This window comes from Paenibacillus sp. FSL E2-0151 (genome assembly GCF_037993015.1).
Classification (GTDB): Bacteria; Bacillota; Bacilli; order Paenibacillales; family Paenibacillaceae; genus Paenibacillus; species Paenibacillus amylolyticus.
The window spans coordinates 2,522,516-2,540,173 of the sequence record NZ_CP150308.1; the positions used below are offsets into that span (position 1 = coordinate 2,522,516).

General features: G+C 45.1%; 13 protein-coding genes. All 13 read left to right on the top strand.

All coding sequences use genetic code 11. The features are described 5' to 3' along the window. Positions 1–48 precede the first annotated feature (48 nt). The 13 genes from MHI55_RS11635 to rsmD all read left to right on the top strand — a co-directional run bounded on the left by MHI55_RS11635 (position 49) and on the right by rsmD (position 17,658). Positions 49–714, top strand: coding sequence for an SGNH/GDSL hydrolase family protein (locus MHI55_RS11635; protein ID WP_339784611.1), 666 nt, complete (start codon positions 49–51; stop codon positions 712–714). Between the two features lie 12 nt (positions 715–726). After that, positions 727–1,608 carry an SMP-30/gluconolactonase/LRE family protein gene (locus tag MHI55_RS11640; RefSeq protein WP_340390078.1) on the top strand — a complete coding sequence of 294 codons (882 nt, stop codon included), beginning with the start codon at positions 727–729 and terminating at the stop codon, positions 1,606–1,608. A gap of 430 nt (positions 1,609–2,038) precedes the next feature. Next, entirely contained in the window at positions 2,039–5,077 is a 3,039-nt protein-coding gene (locus tag MHI55_RS11645) for a X2-like carbohydrate binding domain-containing protein (protein WP_340390592.1), read from the top strand. 271 nt (positions 5,078–5,348) lie between these two features. Continuing rightward, a complete protein-coding gene (locus tag MHI55_RS11650) occupies positions 5,349–6,896 on the top strand; it encodes a response regulator transcription factor (RefSeq protein WP_340390080.1) in 1,548 nt (515 codons plus the stop codon). Positions 6,897–6,914: 18 nt separating this feature from the next. Then, entirely contained in the window at positions 6,915–8,684 is a 1,770-nt protein-coding gene (locus tag MHI55_RS11655) for a sensor histidine kinase (protein WP_339198876.1), read from the top strand. Positions 8,685–9,036: 352 nt separating this feature from the next. Beyond that, the gene (locus tag MHI55_RS11660; protein WP_235193818.1) at positions 9,037–10,320 is read left to right on the top strand and encodes an extracellular solute-binding protein; all 1,284 of its coding nucleotides are present in this window, start codon (positions 9,037–9,039) and stop codon (positions 10,318–10,320) included. Positions 10,321–10,461: 141 nt separating this feature from the next. Continuing rightward, positions 10,462–11,352, top strand: a complete 891-nt coding sequence (locus MHI55_RS11665) for a sugar ABC transporter permease (RefSeq protein ID WP_101313478.1) — start codon at positions 10,462–10,464, stop codon at positions 11,350–11,352. Further along, positions 11,345–12,175 carry a carbohydrate ABC transporter permease gene (locus MHI55_RS11670; protein ID WP_036609483.1) on the top strand — a complete coding sequence of 277 codons (831 nt, stop codon included), beginning with the start codon at positions 11,345–11,347 and terminating at the stop codon, positions 12,173–12,175. The genes MHI55_RS11665 and MHI55_RS11670 overlap by 8 nt, the downstream gene beginning before the upstream one ends. Positions 12,176–12,332: 157 nt before the next feature. Beyond that, a complete protein-coding gene (locus MHI55_RS11675; RefSeq protein ID WP_340390082.1) occupies positions 12,333–15,380 on the top strand; it encodes a glycoside hydrolase family 2 TIM barrel-domain containing protein in 3,048 nt (1,015 codons plus the stop codon). 170 nt (positions 15,381–15,550) lie between these two features. Next, positions 15,551–15,856, top strand: coding sequence for a hypothetical protein (locus MHI55_RS11680; RefSeq protein WP_017689244.1), 306 nt, complete (start codon positions 15,551–15,553; stop codon positions 15,854–15,856). 84 nt (positions 15,857–15,940) lie between these two features. Then, positions 15,941–16,180: a hypothetical protein gene (locus tag MHI55_RS11685; protein WP_340390085.1), complete on the top strand. Its 240-nt coding sequence runs from the start codon at positions 15,941–15,943 to the stop codon at positions 16,178–16,180. Positions 16,181–16,313: 133 nt separating this feature from the next. Continuing rightward, entirely contained in the window at positions 16,314–16,748 is a 435-nt protein-coding gene (locus tag MHI55_RS11690; protein ID WP_076249839.1) for a hypothetical protein, read from the top strand. A 301-nt stretch (positions 16,749–17,049) separates the two neighbouring features. Then, positions 17,050–17,658 (top strand): 16S rRNA (guanine(966)-N(2))-methyltransferase RsmD, encoded by a 609-nt coding sequence (rsmD, locus tag MHI55_RS11695; protein ID WP_036609474.1) that lies wholly within the window; start codon positions 17,050–17,052, stop codon positions 17,656–17,658.

Consider the following 17,658-nt stretch of genomic DNA (forward strand, 5'->3'; position numbering starts at 1 on the left):
AATCAATTATTCTTATATTAGCGCCTTGGAGCGAAGGAGAAAATAACGATGAAATTGCAAAAAAATGACAAGCTTCTGTTTATCGGTGATTCGATTACAGATTGTGGTCGGGAACATCCTGTAGGCGAAGGTAGCTCCGGTCTGGGACATGGTTACGTAGCGCAAGTCTATGCCCTCTTGCGGTCCATCTATCCGGAATTGATGTTGCGTGTCCAAAATGTGGGTAATGGTGGAAATACGATTCGTGATCTGAAACAGCGTTGGGATCGTGATGTGCTGGACCTTAAACCGGACTGGCTGACGATCATGATCGGCATTAATGATGTATGGCGTCAGTTCGACAACCCATTGTCAACAGAATCACATGTGTTTCTTGAAGAATACGAATCCACATTGCGTGAACTGGTGGCTTCGGTTCGTCCCAACCTGAAAGGTCTGGTACTAATGACACCTTATTATCTTGAGGCTAATCCGGAAGACCCGATGCGGGCAACGATGGATATCTACGGAGAAGCGGTACGCAGGGTAGCCAGTGAGTATGATGCAGTGTATGTGGATACACAGGCTGCATTTGCTCCATTTTGGGATCATTTCTATACGTCTGTGCTGACTTATGACCGGGTACATCCGGATGCAACGGGCCATATGGTATTGTCCAAAGCATTCTTGGATGCCATCGGATTCGAATGGTCAGGCGGCGTCAAATCTGAATAAGGACGTGAGGGCATGAGCGACGTAACTGTAGCAGTACAAACCCCGGCATTACTGGGGGAAGGTCCAAGCTGGGATGCGGAGAACAATCGATTGTTGTGGGTAGATATTGAAAGCTTTAAGGTGCATGTGTATGATCCAGCTACAGGGCAGGATCAGGCTTATGATGTCGGTGAACATGTCGGGGCTGTTGTTCCCTATCGTGGTGACGAAGTTGTGGTTGCTTTACGCAGTGGATTCCATACGTTTCACTTGCTTACGGGTGAGCTGCAGGCTATTGAAGACCCTGAACAAGATAAGGATACCAATCGTTTTAATGATGGAAAATGTGATGCGAAGGGCCGCTTCTGGGCAGGCACGATGAGCATGAATAATGAGAGCAAAGCCGGATCATTGTATTGTTTGGAGCAAGGGCAACCCGTTCGCACAATGGTACAAGGTGTGTCTACATCCAACGGTCTGGGCTGGAGTCCGGATCGGCAGACCATGTATTACATTGATACCCCGACACGTTCTATTGACCGGTTTGATTTTGATCTGACGGCAGGTACGATACAAAATCGGACAAGTATCATTCACATACCGGAGGAATTCGGTTTTCCGGATGGGATGACGGTTGATGGTGAGGGCATGCTGTGGGTTGCACACTGGGGCGGAGGAAGAGTCACTCGTTGGAACCCGCATACATCAGAATTGTTGCAACAGATCGAGGTGCCGGCAGATCAGGTAACATCCTGCTGTTTTGGTGGACCGGATCTCGAACAGTTATACATTACAACAGCACGTATAGGGATTAAGGAAGAACGTCTAAAAGAGACACCGGATGCGGGCTCACTTTTTGTCATCAGACCGGGCGTTAAAGGGCAGGAGACTCACACTTATGGTAGCCAGAAATAAACAGGTTCCATTCATGTAGTGAACCTCTATCTGGCTTGCCAGGAAAGAAACGATTCCATTTTTTTTTTTTTTTTTATATATAAAATGTCGAAAGGTGCTGTTCTAACAGCATCTTTTTTTGTTGCATAAACGAGTTTAAACACTGAAAATATTTTACAAAAATCAGAATTTCGACAGAGGGGTTTGGAGATTGCCAGCGAATGTTATTTATTGAAAGTATTATCCAGATAACCGCGAATCAAGAACAATTATGTAAGCGCTTAACAATATGACTGGAAGGGGGTGAGGCTTCTTGTATCAAGGGATGCATTGATTCGTCTGGCACGCCATCATCAGCACGATGAGACAGCGGGGATAGACCGAAATGCAGTAACGAAGTAGAAGAGGAGGATAAGTTGATATGAGAACGTTTATGGGGAAATTGCGAATGATGAGCCTGACGGTTGCTGTAGTAACCGCCTCGCTGGGAGGACTCGCTGGAACAACAGCGGCGGCACCAAGTGAAGCCTATGAGTGGAAAAATGTGGTGACGGGTGCAGGAGGCGGGTTTGTACCTGGCATTATTTTCAACGAGTCAGAAAAGGATCTGATCTATGCCCGTACAGATATCGGGGGAGCCTATCGCTGGAATGCGGTTGACGAGAGGTGGATACCCTTAACGGATTTTGTCGGCTGGGATGACTGGAACAAGAATGGTGTGGACGCACTGGCTACGGACCCGGTTGATCCCGATCGGGTGTATATGGCAGTTGGGACGTATACGAATTCGTGGGACCAAAATAATGGCTCCATCTTGCGCTCTACGGACCGGGGAGATACATGGCAAACCACAACACTTCCGTTCAAAGTGGGCGGCAACATGCCGGGACGTTCAATGGGAGAACGCCTGACCGTGGACCCAAATGATAACAGTATTCTGTATTTCGGTGCACGAAGTGGTCATGGGTTATGGAAAAGTACCGATTACGGTGTGACCTGGAACGAAGTCACAAGCTTCCCGAATCCGGGAAATTATGTGCAAGATCCTTCGAATGAATATACCAGTGACATCGTAGGTCTGGCATGGATTACATTTGACAAAACAACAGGTTCGGCAGGGCAAGCAACCCAGACAATCTATGTGGGTGTTGCGGATAAAGATCAAAGCGTATATCGCAGCACAAATGGCGGCCTGACCTGGTCAGCTGTTGCTGGTCAACCTACAGGTTATATTCCGCATCATGGTGTGTTTGATTCAGACGGAAGCCTCTATATTACGTACAGCGATGGTGTTGGACCCTATGATGGGGCAAAAGGTGACGTGTGGAAACTGAATACGTCGACAGGTGTCTGGACCAACATCAGCCCTGTTCCAAGCAGCAGCACGGATAATTATTTTGGATATGGCGGATTGGCTGTTGATGCACAGAATCCCGGTACATTGATGGTTGCGACATTAAATTCCTGGTGGCCGGATGCCACCTTGTTCCGCAGTACAGATGGCGGAGCGACGTGGACACGCATATGGGAATTTGAAGGATATCCGAATCGGAAGTTACGTTATACACAGGATATTTCGGCAGCGCCATGGCTCACATTTGGCACCAATCCTGCCCCACCTGAAACAACCCCAAAACTGGGCTGGATGATCGGTGATCTGGAGATTGATCCGTTTGATTCGGATCGCATGATGTATGGAACGGGTGCTACGATCTATGGAACGAAGAACCTGACAGACTGGGATGATGATGAAAAAATCAATATTTCAGTGATGGCGAAGGGGGTTGAGGAGATTGCCGTGCTGGATCTGGTCAGCCCGCCAAGTGGTGCACATTTGATAAGCGGATTGGGAGATGTCTCCGGATTCCGTCATAACAATCTGGACCAGGCTCCAGCTACCATATTTACGAGCCCGAACTATCCTTCCACAGAAAGTCTGGATTTTGCAGAGTTAAGTCCAAATACGATGGTTCGCGTAGGTAAAGCAGATTATGCTGCTGATCCCAATGCAAAATCCATTGGTTTGTCCAGTGACGGAGGTACTACGTGGTATAAGGCCAATGCAGAACCTGCCGGCACAACCGGAGGAGGGACCGTAGCCATCTCTGCGAATGGTAACCGACTCGTATGGAGCACATCAGATAAAGGCGTACATTATTCGACTGACGGCAATTCATGGACGGCAAGTACGGGCATACCTGCACAGGCAAAAGTGATTTCGGATCGTGTCAATCCAAACAAATTTTATGGATTTGCAGCGGGTAAAATCTATGTGAGTGTGAATGGTGGTGCTACTTTCACGGCAACATCTGCGACCGGACTTCCGATGGAAGGAAATGCCGATCTGGATGCCGTTCCAGGTGTTGAAGGTGAACTCTGGTTTGCAGGTGGTAGTGAGGAAGAAGGTCCTTACGGATTATGGCATTCTACGGATTCAGGCGCAACATTCACGAAGCTTGCCAATGTAGAGGAAGCAGACAGTATCGGATTTGGTAAAGCGGCCCCTGGGCAGAGCGTTGTTGCGTTATACACGGTTGCACAAATCGATGGAACACGTGGATTCTTCCGCTCCGATGACGGTGGTGCCAATTGGGTTCGTATCAATGATGATCAGCATCAGTATGCTCGTGTAACCACAATTACGGGTGATCCGCGTCTGTATGGAAGAGTATATCTCGGAACAAATGGCCGCGGAATTTTGTATGCTGACCGTGTTGGAGGTAACAATGGCGGAGGTACACCAGTGACTAACTCTGCGATTACACCGGTTACAGCCGAATTTGATCGCAAAGCAGGCAATCAGGTTAATATTCCAGTCACGTTAACACTTAACGGCAATACACTTGCATCCATTCGCAACGGGAATGCAACGCTGGTTTCAAGTACAGATTACACGTTGACAGGCAATGAGGTCGTATTAAGTGAAAACTACCTGGCTTCACTGCCAAATGGCGCAGCGGCGCTAACCTTTCAATTCAGCGCAGGCGCTCCTGCGACCTTGAATCTGCTCATTAAAGACACAACAGCTGCACCTGTTGGAACCATACGCATTGAGATGTTTAACAGCAACACTTCAGCGACGGGCAGCTCGATTAGTCCCAAATTTAAACTGACAAACACAGGTACTACAGCCTTGAATCTGTCTGATGTGAAAATCAGATATTATTACACGATAAACGGCGAACAGCCTCAGAACTTCTTCGCTGACTGGGCGACTGCTGGCAGTGCGAATGTAACAGGCACGTTCAGTGCACTCAATCCAGTTCGGACAGGTGCTGACCACGTGCTTGAGATTGGATTCACAGCTTCTGCTGGAACTCTGAATGCAGGACAAAGTACGGAAATTCATACGCGCATCTCCAAGAACAATTGGACCAACTATACGCAAACGGATGATTATTCTTTTGCAGGTAGTCAGACTTCCTATACGGACTGGTCCAAAGTCACTGGTTATATCGTGGGAAGTCTCCAATGGGGGATTGAACCATAAGTGAGTGATTTAACGAAATAAAGGATTGAAATAGGGGTCCTGATTCGCCAGATGATCAAATGGCGAGTCGGGGCTTCTTATTTTGTCGAAATATAGTGTAAACTATAGATAGTTACCATTGCTTAAAGGATCGTTTTAGGATATAAAAAGATGTACAATTAATTTAGAATTAATGTAACCGCTAACACTGGAAAGTGTTTATAACCGATATATAATAGTTGGTATAGCCTGTACAGATATAGAGGAAAGATTAGACAAGGGGGTCGCGATCATGAACCGGTTGTGCAAGGTGCTGATTGTTGACGATGAGTTTCTGGTAAGACAGGGCATAAAGCACCATATGAACTGGGAAGCGGAAGGATTTATCATTGTGGGTGAAGCTTCCAACGGTGAAGAAGGATTACAGCAGGTGAACCTGTTAAAACCGGATATTGTGATTACCGACATTGTCATGCCTGTCATGGATGGGGAAACGTTTGTCCGTACACTAAAAGCCAGTAATCCGCAGATTGAAGTTATTGTACTTAGCAGCTTCAGTGAATTCGAGTATGTACGTTCAACGCTTCAGCACGGGGCAGCCGATTATATACTGAAACCCAAGCTGGATACAAATGAATTATTGCAAGTCCTTCAACGCACAGCGGGTAAAATTCCGGAGCTACAGTTCGAGCCGTCGCACGATGGCTGGAGACTTGGACAACTGATGGAGAAGATGCTGTCCGGATTTACACTGGATGAAGATAGCGAAATGCCGATCATTCGAGATACCTTTCCGTATGAATCCTTTCGCTTGCTTGTGTATAAACCCGTGGGTGCTGGAGGGAATCCACTGAAGATGGATCAGGAACAGATTGAATCCAAGCTCCGCAGTGATCTGCCTGAAGTAGAATGTGCAATGGTTCCCGCAGAGGGTACATTACCTGTGATGCTTCTTAATGTCGATCCTGTGAGAGATGAATGGATGCTTGAACGGATCAGACAGTTGGCCAGTGAAAATGCAGCAGGAGAAGACAGTCCTGGTTGGGTGCTTAGTGAAAGCTTTACTTCATTTGAACAGATGGGTGTTGTTTACCGGGAACGCCTGATTAAGCTGATTGAATATCGCTTCTATTATAAGGGTCGACCAATCCTGGTGTATGGTGAACTGCCTCCAATGCATCCCGCAGGTTACCAGTTTAATGTGAATATGTTTTTGCAGCATGTGAAGCGTAACCGGGTCGAAGCGGCAAGGGAGTATTTACAGGATCATGCAAAAACACTTGGACGGGATTATATTGCCGATGTGTTTGAGATCAAATCATTTCTCGGTAACTTGATCTTTAACGTGACCATTACCCTCGCGGATATGGATGTTCAGTCTGCCGGGCTGGAAGAGAGCAAATATACGTATTTTAAAAATGTGGACGGGGCTTCGAGTCTGGACGAAGTCATGACTGTGCTTGACCAATTCATGACGGAAGTTCAGGAGTGCACCGTTGGTGCGGGTGGAAAACGAAGTGATCCCAACATGAAGATGCTGCTGGATTACATGCATGAGCACTTTGATCAGCCGCTCGGGCTTGCTGAAGTAGCAAAGCACTTTCATTTTAATCCATCGTATTTATCCAGTTATTTCTCATCTCACAAAAAAGAAGGATTTAATGAATACTTAAATAAAATTCGGATAGAAAAAGCCGAGGAATTGCTCCGATCCGATGATGTAACGATCTCTGAGATTAGTAGTATGGTAGGTTATTCCGATCATAGTTACTTTTGCAAAGTGTTCAAAAAATTCACCGGATTATCACCAAGCCGATACCGGCGCAAATTCTGGGCATAAAGTCAGAAGGATAAGATTATGAAGAAATGGATGAACCAATTATCTCGTCTCGGATTATTTCCCAAGTTGTTTCTGGTTATGGTGGTCAGTATTGTCCTCGTTTCTGTACTCATCTTATGGACGACCATTCACATGTCAACTAATCTGTTTACTGAGACGTTCAGTATCACAAACTCCAAGGTGCTTAATCAGATCAAAACAAATTTTGAATCTTTTAATGAGGCCATTGCTGCCGTATCGAATAATGTGACGCAGAGTGGATCGATTCGAGGATTTCTGTCCGAAGGTGATGCCGATTCCCTCACGATGGCCAAATCCTTCTATAATATGAGGGAAACGATGGACCGCGTTCAATCCATCACAGAATCCTACGAAGTTGGGATAACAATTATCGGGATTAATGGACGGAGCTATTCCACGAATCGTGCTCACCTTCAGTTGTCCGTGGATGAATTGAAGCAGGAGCCAATTACGATGGAAGCAGCTGAGACGCCGAGTCGTCTTATCTTTGATGTTTACCAAAACGAGTCAACGCTCGGGAGTCAGCAGATGATCTCTGCGACGAAAGCGTTGACGGACCGAACACGCAGCCGGATATACGGTACGCTCTATGTCACGATGAGAGAAGACATATTCCGGCAATTTTACAGCAGCTTTACAAGTCGTGGCAATGATGTGGTCATTATGAATGAAAAAGGTGAGATTGTATCATCGAATCGTGAAGACTGGATCGGAACAACTCAGCTGGATTTGCTATCGTATGCCCGGGATATGAACAACAACTCTCCGAGAAGTATTAATGCTCGTGTGATGGATCAGGATAGCGTTGTGTTATCCGAGTATTTACCGTTCTATCGGTTTTATATTGTCAATGTAGTGGATAAGGATCTGGCGATGGGTCAACTTATCGACATGAAGACGGTTGCCCTGATCTGTGCAGCTATCGTTGTGGGGGCACTCATCCTTGTGTTTCTCATCACCAGCCAGATTACCAAGTCACTGCGCAGACTTGTGAAGCAGATGTCCAACATTACAAAAAGTGATCTGGACAACTATATTCCGGTGAGCGGAAGCTACGAGAGCAGGCAGCTTGGTCATGCTTACAATTACATGCTTGATGAACTGCATGATTATGTGGATCAGTTAGTACAGACACAGCATGAACAACGGAATGCAGAGCTTGCGGCATTACAGAGTCAGATTAATCCTCACTTCTTGTACAATACACTTGCATCTGTCAAAGTTCTGGTGCAACAAGGCAACAAAGACAGGGCTGCGGAGACGATTAATGCATTAATTGGATTGCTGCAAAATACGATCAGTGATGTGAGTCAGACGGTTACAGTGGAACAAGAAGTCGAGAATTTGAAAAATTATGTCTTCATTAATCACGTCAGATATGGTGGCCGGATTAAAGCAGCTTTCTACGTTGCTCCGGATTGTACACACTATCATGTACCCAAACTGGTGATCCAGCCGTTTATCGAGAATGCATTTTTCCATGGATTCATCAAGAAAGAAACGGGTACGATTCATGTCATGGTTTCCAGAGCGGGAGAATCACTCATCTGTGAGATTATGGACAACGGGGATGGAATTGAAGGACTTGTCATGGGAGAAACGTTGCCCAATCCAAAGAACAATCGTCAACTATTCAGTGGTATCGGTATTCGCAATGTCCATGACCGTATTGAGTTATTATATGGTTCACCTTATGGTGTCACCATTATGAGTACGGTTGGGGAAGGAACGAGAGTCACCGTTACACTACCTTTAATCACGAGTTGAATCGAAACCCGATTCCATTAAATACACTTAAAATCGAGATCCCTCGCTTCTGTTTTCTACAGAGTCGGGGGATTTTCACGTGTCAGAGGTAAAGCGGGTGAAATCATTTTTGTACTATTTCAAGATCAAGAAATTACAAAATCAAAAGAAATTACAAAAAACTAAATTTAATGCAAACGGTTTCTGTAAAGGTTTTCATTGTGGCAATAAGATGACAAATCCGTACAAAATTATTACTAACGAATGGAGATATGGGAATGATAAGATGAATACATCGAAAGCAACCGCTTTCAGAAAACGTAAACAAATTACACACAAAGAGGTCGAAGGGGAGTTGAATGTTTTGAAAAAAATGTGGGTATTGATGCTCGTTACAGTACTGCTGTTGTCCGCATGTTCATCCGGTGGCGGAGGTAAATCCGCTAGTGGTGGTGACGAAAAAACAAACGAAATCACGGTCTGGGCTTGGGACAAAGCTTTTAACGTAGCTGCAATGGAAACAGCAAAAGAAGCATATCAAAAAGCAAATCCTGATGTGAAAATTAACATCATTGAATACGCTCAAGCTGATATCATTCAGAAACTGAACACAGGTCTTAACTCCGGAACTGCGAGTGGTCTTCCAAACGTAGTTCTGATTGAAGACTATCGTTCACAAAGCTTCCTGAATGCATATCCTGATGCGTTCAAAGATCTGTCTTCCAGTATCACGGCTTCCGATTTTGCAGATTACAAACTCGGACCAACAGCGTTTGATGGCAAACAATACGGAGTACCATTTGACTCCGGCGTTGCTGGTTTGTACTACAGAACAGATCTGCTGGAGCAAGCTGGCTACAAAGCAGCTGACCTGCAAGACATCACTTGGGATGACTACATCCAAATTGGTAAAGACGTAAAAGCTAAAACAGGTAAAGAGCTTCTTTCTCTTGACCCGAATGACCTTGGTTTGATTCGTATGATGATTCAAACTGCAGGTAAATGGTATTCCGCAGAAGATGGTAAAACACCTGACATTGCTAATAATGCTGCTCTGAAAGAAGCGTTTATTACTTACAAAGCAATGATGGATGCCAACATTGTTAAATTGCACTCTGACTGGAGTCAATTCGTTGCCAACGCCAATAACGGTAGCGTAGCAACAATTCCTACAGGTAACTGGTTCTCACCATCTGTACGTCAAGAAGCTTCCCAATCCGGTAAATGGGCTGTAGCTCCAATACCAAAAATGGCTGGTCAAGCAAACTCTGTTCACGCATCCAACTTGGGTGGTAGCTCTTGGTATGTTATGAACAACGTTCCTGGCGCAGATCAAGCAGCTGATTTTGTAGCAAAAACATTTGGTTCTGACAAACAATTGTATCAAGATCTGTTGAACAACATCGGCGCAATTGGTACGTACAAACCAGCAGTTGATGGTGACGCGTATGCCAAAGCAGACGAGTACTTCGGCGGACAAAAAATCTTCACAGACTTTGCAAATTGGACGAAAGAAATTCCAAGCGTAAACTATGGTATCAACACATATGCCATTGAAGATATTCTGGTAGTAGAAATGCAAGCATTCCTGAACGGTAAATCAATCGATGACGTTCTGGCTGATGCACAAAAACAAGCTGAAGCACAATTAAACTAAGATACCCAAGGTAACTTATAGAACCCTAGGAAACATCGGAGCCATCTCCCATGTCCGGCGCAAGTCGAACCGGATATGGCGAAGGGCTCCGTGGGTTCTACCCATGTTCCATGGAGAGAGAGGAGCCATACTGTGAAAGCCATGAATACAGGAGACAGTCTCCAAAAGAAAAATAATTTGACTGGATGGGCTTTTGTTTTGCTGGCTGTTATCGGGATTGTTGCATTTTACTTCTACCCGATGATCCAAGCGCTGCTCTTATCGTTCAAATCTGGTGTAGGAGCCAACCTTGAATTTTCGGGCCTTTCTAACTACAAAAGATTGTTAGTTGATACAACGTTCCGTACAGCATTATCGAATACATTTATCTACTTGATTATTCAAGTGCCTGTAATGATTATCCTTGGTTTGTTTATTTCCGTATTGCTGAATGACAGCACACTACGTTTCCGGAGCTTCTTCCGTACAGCGATTTTCTTGCCTTGTGTAACTTCATTGGTAGCGTACTCTGTTGTATTCAAATATCTGTTCGCACCAGATGGAATGGTGAATCAATTCCTGATGGGCTTGCACATTATTGGCGATCCAATTCAATGGATCACAGACCCGTTCTGGGCTAAAATTACGATCATAATCGCCGTTACTTGGCGTTGGACCGGATATAACATGATTTTCTATCTGTCATCCCTGCAAAACATCGATCAATCGATCTATGAAGCTGCAAGAATTGACGGAGCGAATGCTTTTACACAATTCTTCAAAATCACTGTACCTTTGCTTAAACCGATTATCCTTTTCACGTCCATCACATCAACGATTGGTACATTGCAAATCTTCGATGAGATCATGAATATTACCAAAGGTGGTCCAGGTAATGCGACCATGTCGATTTCACAATACATCTACAACCTTTCGTTCAAATATTCACCGGACTTCGGTTATGCAGCAACAGTGTCGTATTCCATCGTAATCTTGATTATTGTATTGTCCATCATCCAGTTTAAAGTGGCAGGTGATAATAAAAATGGCTAAAGCTAAAGCAAAACGGATTTTCACGTATGTGTTCCTATCCATCGTCGCCTTTGTATCCATTTTCCCTTTCTTCTGGATGCTGGTCAGTTCAACAAATGCATCAGTCGATGTCACCAAGGGTAGACTACTGCCCGGTTCAGCTTTTATTGATAACTTCAACAAACTGATTGATTCGACAAATCTGGTACAGGCTCTCGGAAACTCGGCGATTATCTCTGTGGTCTCCACTCTCTTGGCACTGTTTATTGGTTCCATGGCAGGTTATGGTTTCGAGGTATATCGCACGAAGTCTCGTGACATTGTGTTTAATATCCTGTTGTTATCCATGATGATCCCGTTTGCAGCGATCATGGTACCACTGTATCGTATGTTCGCAACAATCTCGGGAGTTGCACCGGTTATCGGAATCAACACGATGGCAGCAGTGATCCTGCCAACCATCGCAACAGCGTTCCTGATCTTTTTCTTCCGTCAGAACACCAAAATGTTCCCGAAAGACTTGCTGGAAGCTGGACGTATTGATGGTTTGAGTGAACTGGGCATCTTCTTGAAGATCTATATGCCAACCATGAAAACAACATATGCAGCGGCAGCAATCATTACATTCATGAGTAGCTGGAACAACTATCTGTGGCCACTCATTGTATTGCAAACACCTGACCAACAAACGATTCCACTGTTGATCTCAAATCTGGGTGCTGGTTATTCTCCGGATTACGGAGTAATCATGACAGCAATCGTGATTGCAACACTGCCTACAGCAATCGTTTTCTTCATCATGCAGAAACATTTTGTTGCAGGTATGGTAGGTTCCGTGAAGTAATGAAAACAGCATAATCCGTGCAAATGACGGATGCAGGAAAGAAGAGAGGGCGCTGTTATGGCGTACCTCTGTCTTTTTTGTTTATGTAAAGCAAAAGGAAATCCAGCGTAAACCTTGAATAAGTCAAACTATAACGTTTTAAAGGGAGAGAGAGCCGATGAAAGCAACAAAGGCAGATATCAACTGGTTGGGGGACGTAAGTGTATTTGAGGTGAACCGTCTTCATGCCTATTCCGATCACCGTTACTACCAAACAATGGACGAGGCTGTAGGTTCAGGCGCGATGTCCATGCGTTATGATCTGAATGGTACGTGGAAATTCAACTATGCAATTCGTCCAGACAGCCGTTCTGAGTTTTTCTATACATCCGATTTTTCCAGTGAAGGCTGGGATGATATTGAAGTTCCGGGGCATATCCAACTACAAGGATACGGACAGATTCAATATGTAAATACACAATATCCTTGGGATGGACTGAACGAAATTCGTCCGCCGGCATTGCCGCAGGATAAAAATCCGGTTGGAAGTTACATTCGCACATTCCACCTGCCGACAGGTTGGGAGTCGAATCCGGTATATATTTCTTTCCAAGGTGTAGAGTCTGCATTCTATGTATGGCTTAATGGACAATTCGTAGGATACGGGGAGGACAGCTTCACGCCATCTGATTTTGACCTGACGCCATTCCTTCAGGATGGAGAGAACAAACTCGCGGTTGAGGTGTATCAACGCAGCACAGGCAGCTGGCTGGAAGATCAGGATTTCTGGCGTTTCTCCGGTATTTTCAGAGATGTGTATCTGTATACCGTCCCGACTGCACACGTTCGTGATGTTCATGTTCGCACAGATCTGGACAAGTCCTATACCAACGGTACGTTGCAACTGGATTTGAAACTGGAAGGAAAAGCGGTTGCTGGAGCGCGAGTAGAGGCTGAACTTCGTGATCGTGATGGCAATACCGTTAAAACGTTTGAGTCCAAAGTTAACGATGGACAAGTAAGTCTTCGTGAAGACATCGGCACAGTGAACCTGTGGAGCGCAGAGATTCCATACTTGTACCGTCTCTATATTCGTGTATATGATGCTGCGGGTGCACTGGTTGAGGTTGTTCCTCAAGCCGTTGGTTTCCGTACATTTGAAATGATCGATAAAGTGATGCACATCAACGGTAAACGTATCGTATTCAAAGGTGTGAACCGCCATGAGTTCAACCCGCGTCGTGGACGTGCAGTTACGAAGGAAGACATGCTGTGGGATGTTCGTACGATCAAACAGAACAACATGAATGCCGTACGTACGTCACACTATCCAAACCAAAGTCTTTGGTATGAGTTGTGTGATGAATACGGACTATATGTTATTGACGAGATGAACCTGGAGACACACGGATCTTGGCAGAAACTTGGTGCTGTTGAGCCTTCATGGGTTATTCCAGGTGACAAACCGGAATGGCATGATATCGTTATGGACCGCGCTGTATCCATGGTGGAGCGTGACAAAAACCATCCGTCTATTCTGATCTGGTCTTGTGGTAATGAATCACACGGTGGTGAAGTCATCTACAAAGTATCCCAATACTTCAAATCAGCTGATCCAACACGTCTGGTACATTACGAAGGTGTATTCCATGATCGCCGTTTCGATGAAACAAGTGATATGGAGACTCGCATGTATGCCAAACCGGCGGACATTGAGGAATTCCTGAATGCAAACCCGACGAAACCTTATATTAGCTGTGAGTACATGCATGCCATGGGTAACTCTATTGGCGGTATGCACAAATATACGGAGTTGGAAGACAAATATCCGATGTATCAAGGTGGATTCATCTGGGATTACATCGACCAATCCATTTATAAAAAAGATCGTTACGGCAAAGAATTCCTCGCTTATGGCGGAGATTTTGGTGATCGTCCATCAGACTATTCGTTCTGTGGTAACGGGATCGTCCATGCTGACCGTAAAGTAACTGCGAAAATGCAGGAGGTCAAATTCCTTTACCAGAACATCAAGCTGTTCCCGGATCGTGAAGGTGTTAAAATCGTGAACGGTAATCTGTTCGCAGATACATCTGCGCTGGAACTGGTATACAGCCTAGAGCGCGAGGGACATGAAGTGCTGCGTGGAACATTGGAAGTCAACGTGGATGCCCAAAGCGAGACGGTAGTGAAACTTCCGCTTGGTGCAGAAGCTCTGGCGGGCGGCGAGTACGCTGTGAACACTGCATTTGTGTTAAAAGAAGCTACAATATGGGCTGACAAAGGCGAAGAAGTGGCATTTGGACAGTTTATTTTCACACAGGATCAGGTAAATGATGCAGCCGAGACGGACCTGAACCTTGTAAGTGATGTACACGTTATCGAAGGTGACGTTAACATTGGTGTTCGTGCTGGCAAGACACATGCGCTGTTCTCCAAACAGTTTGGGACACTGGTTTCCCTGAAATTGTCCGGTCGTGAGACGATTGCTGTGCCACCTGCACCGCTCTTCTGGCGTGCAATGACGGATAATGACAAAGGTATGGCGATGGGCTTCGAACTGGGCGCCTGGTATGCAGCGAGTCTGATGCCACGTTCTGTAGAGTGGAAAGCGGAACAGAAACCGGATCAATACCGGATCGAGTTCACGTACAAGCTCAACATTTCGGAGGATGTACAAGTGAAAGTGGTATATACCGTTCATGCAGATGGAAGCGTGCGTGTGCATAATGCGTACAAAGGTACAGCTGGATTGCCAAACTTGCCAATTCATGCATTGTCCTTCAGAACATCACCTGACTTCGAAAACGTGGAATGGCTGGCGATGGGACCAGAAGAAAACTATGCAGACCGCGCATTTGGCGCACGTCTCGGTATCCACGGCAGCAAGGTAGCTGATACCATGGCTCCATATCTGGTACCACAGGAATCAGGCAACCGTACGGGCGTACGTTGGGCCAAATTGACAGACAACGCGGGACGTGGCTTCAAAATTGAAGCATCTGGAACCCCGGTTGAGCTGAATGTTTCACCATATACGGCATTTGAGCTGGAGAACGCACAACATGCGTACGAATTGCCTCCTGTACACTATACGGTCGTGACTGTAGCAGGTAAACAAATGGGTGTTGGCGGTGATGACAGCTGGGGTGCTCCAGTTCATCCGGAATACCTGATCCCTTCGGACGGCGAACTGACATTTGAATTTGTCATTCGTGCTCTGTAAGTAAAAGAATCGTACAGAATAAAGAATGTATTCTATAAAGAACAGAGGTCTTCGCTATCGGAGGCCTCTGTTTTGTTATGTCAACGAACAGCTTGAGAGGCTTGGTATGGAACCGTTCTCTCTCCAACCTCGTAATGTACGAGACAGGAAACATAAGAGGGGGGTTCAAGATGAGTAAAAAAGCAAAGACAGGTATATGGGTGACGGTGTTGGTCTTCTTGGGCATCATAGTTGGATGTTTCATATGGTATTTCAATACCGCTTCAGGTGAACGTGCACTCAAAACAATGAGGTCCAATAACTCTGGTGGCCTGGAGAGGGTTGTTAAAGTGTACAGCAATAATGGTGAATTGATTCAGACCTATGATGGCAAGATTGACGTGGAAGATACGGAATACGGCAATAAAGTATTATTTGATCTCAATGGGAAACGTGTTGTGATCTATAATGCAACGATTGTTGTTGAAGAGAAGTAAAGCAAAATTAAGGAAATGATATAAGGGTCGGGTGAGATTTTTATGGTGGATATGTACCTCATAATCCTAGTTGCTATCTTGGGAATGATCCTGTTCTATAGCTTGATCGCTTATTTCTTGATTCGTTTCATTTCGAAAAAAGCATTCAAGCTGACGTTAACCAAATATGAAATGACGGAGATTATGACTTGGCTCGCCGTGTTGTTTATTACCTTCATGATGATTAAGACGGGTTCGATAAATCTTCTCTTGCCGGTTGTTTTACTTATCATTCCATTGATCAATTTGCGAAGGTCTAATCGGAAGCATCGAGAGATGAATTAGTATAGCTCTTGCTAAGTTGGGGGAAGGCACAAGAAGGATGAACATAGGAAAGGTTGACGGAGATTACATTACTAGTCAACCTTTTCTAGTTGTATGATTATGAATGGTGAAAATGAACGGGAGGATTTCAATAATGATCTTCGGAAAATCAACGGATACTTCAGGTTTAACGCAAGTTGCCAATCTTTCGGATGAGTTGCAGTCTGTTTTTGATCAAGCAGAAAGCAAATATAAAATAGTTGATATTGAACTCTTCTTTGTTTTCAGGTGTCTTCCTGAAGAATACGATAGAAGATCCACCGTTAGGCATGTGAAGAAGGAGAATGTCATCTATTTTGATCTGGTGGTCAGCGAGGATCGTTATAAGACATTAAGCAAAAGCAAACAACGGTATGTCTTAAGCCATGAGTTTTATGCTTTTTTAAGTGAAAAGATCCAGAAATACAAGATTGAACATTTAAAAGTGAATGAGTTTATTGCAGATATGGGCATGTGGCTGAGGGAGATTGGATGGTTGCAGACCGAAGAGGAAGCCGAAATAAGTGAATTTGAAGAAAAGTATAACTAGCAAAATAAATTAAAACATAACAACAAAAATAGGCCCTCTTTCGAGGGCCTATTTTTCATGGGAGAGGAGAAACCGGACGAAGAGCTTATGGGGAAACGTAAGTCTTCTCCGCGGTTGTCTACGACACTTGTGATGTCGATAATTATAGAATCGCCCGATTGTTTCCTTTTTATACATATGCGTCAATAATTCGTCAACAATTTTCCAAGGGAAATGAAGACCGCACATTTTTCAAACCGAACCCGAATGTGGTACGATAGTCGTATCAATAAACTTACATAGAGAAAAGGTGACTCGTCAAGTGAGAGTGGTATCTGGGAGTGCAAAAGGCAGGCCGCTGAAGGCTGTTCCTGGCACGGGTACGCGGCCAACCACCGACAAGGTGAAGGAAGCGTTATTTAGCATGGTTGGTCCTTATTTTGAGGGCGGCACAGCATTGGATCTGTTTGCAGGCAGTGGAGGTCTCGGTATTGAGGCGCTGAGCCGCGGCATGGACAAGGCTGTTTTTGTTGATTTGGAATCGAAAAGTATTGAAGTCATCCGCATGAATCTGAAGGCAACCAAGCTGGAAGACCAGGCGGCCGTATATCGTAATGATGCAGGTCGAGCATTGAAGGCACTCGCCAAGCGAGGCACAACGTTTGATCTGGTGTTTCTCGACCCGCCATATCGCATGAAGAACGGGCACGAGTTAATGCTGACCATGCACGAACTGGAACTTTTGGAACCCGAAGCAACCATCGTGCTTGAATATGAATCCAAACATGATTACCCTGAGCAATTCGGCCCGTTTGAACAAACGCGCAAGGCTTTGTATGGGGAGACGGCAGTATCCATCTATTATTATGCGCCAGAAGCAGTTGAAGATGGAGAATCCATTACACCGGAAGAGGAGGCTCCTCATGACTGA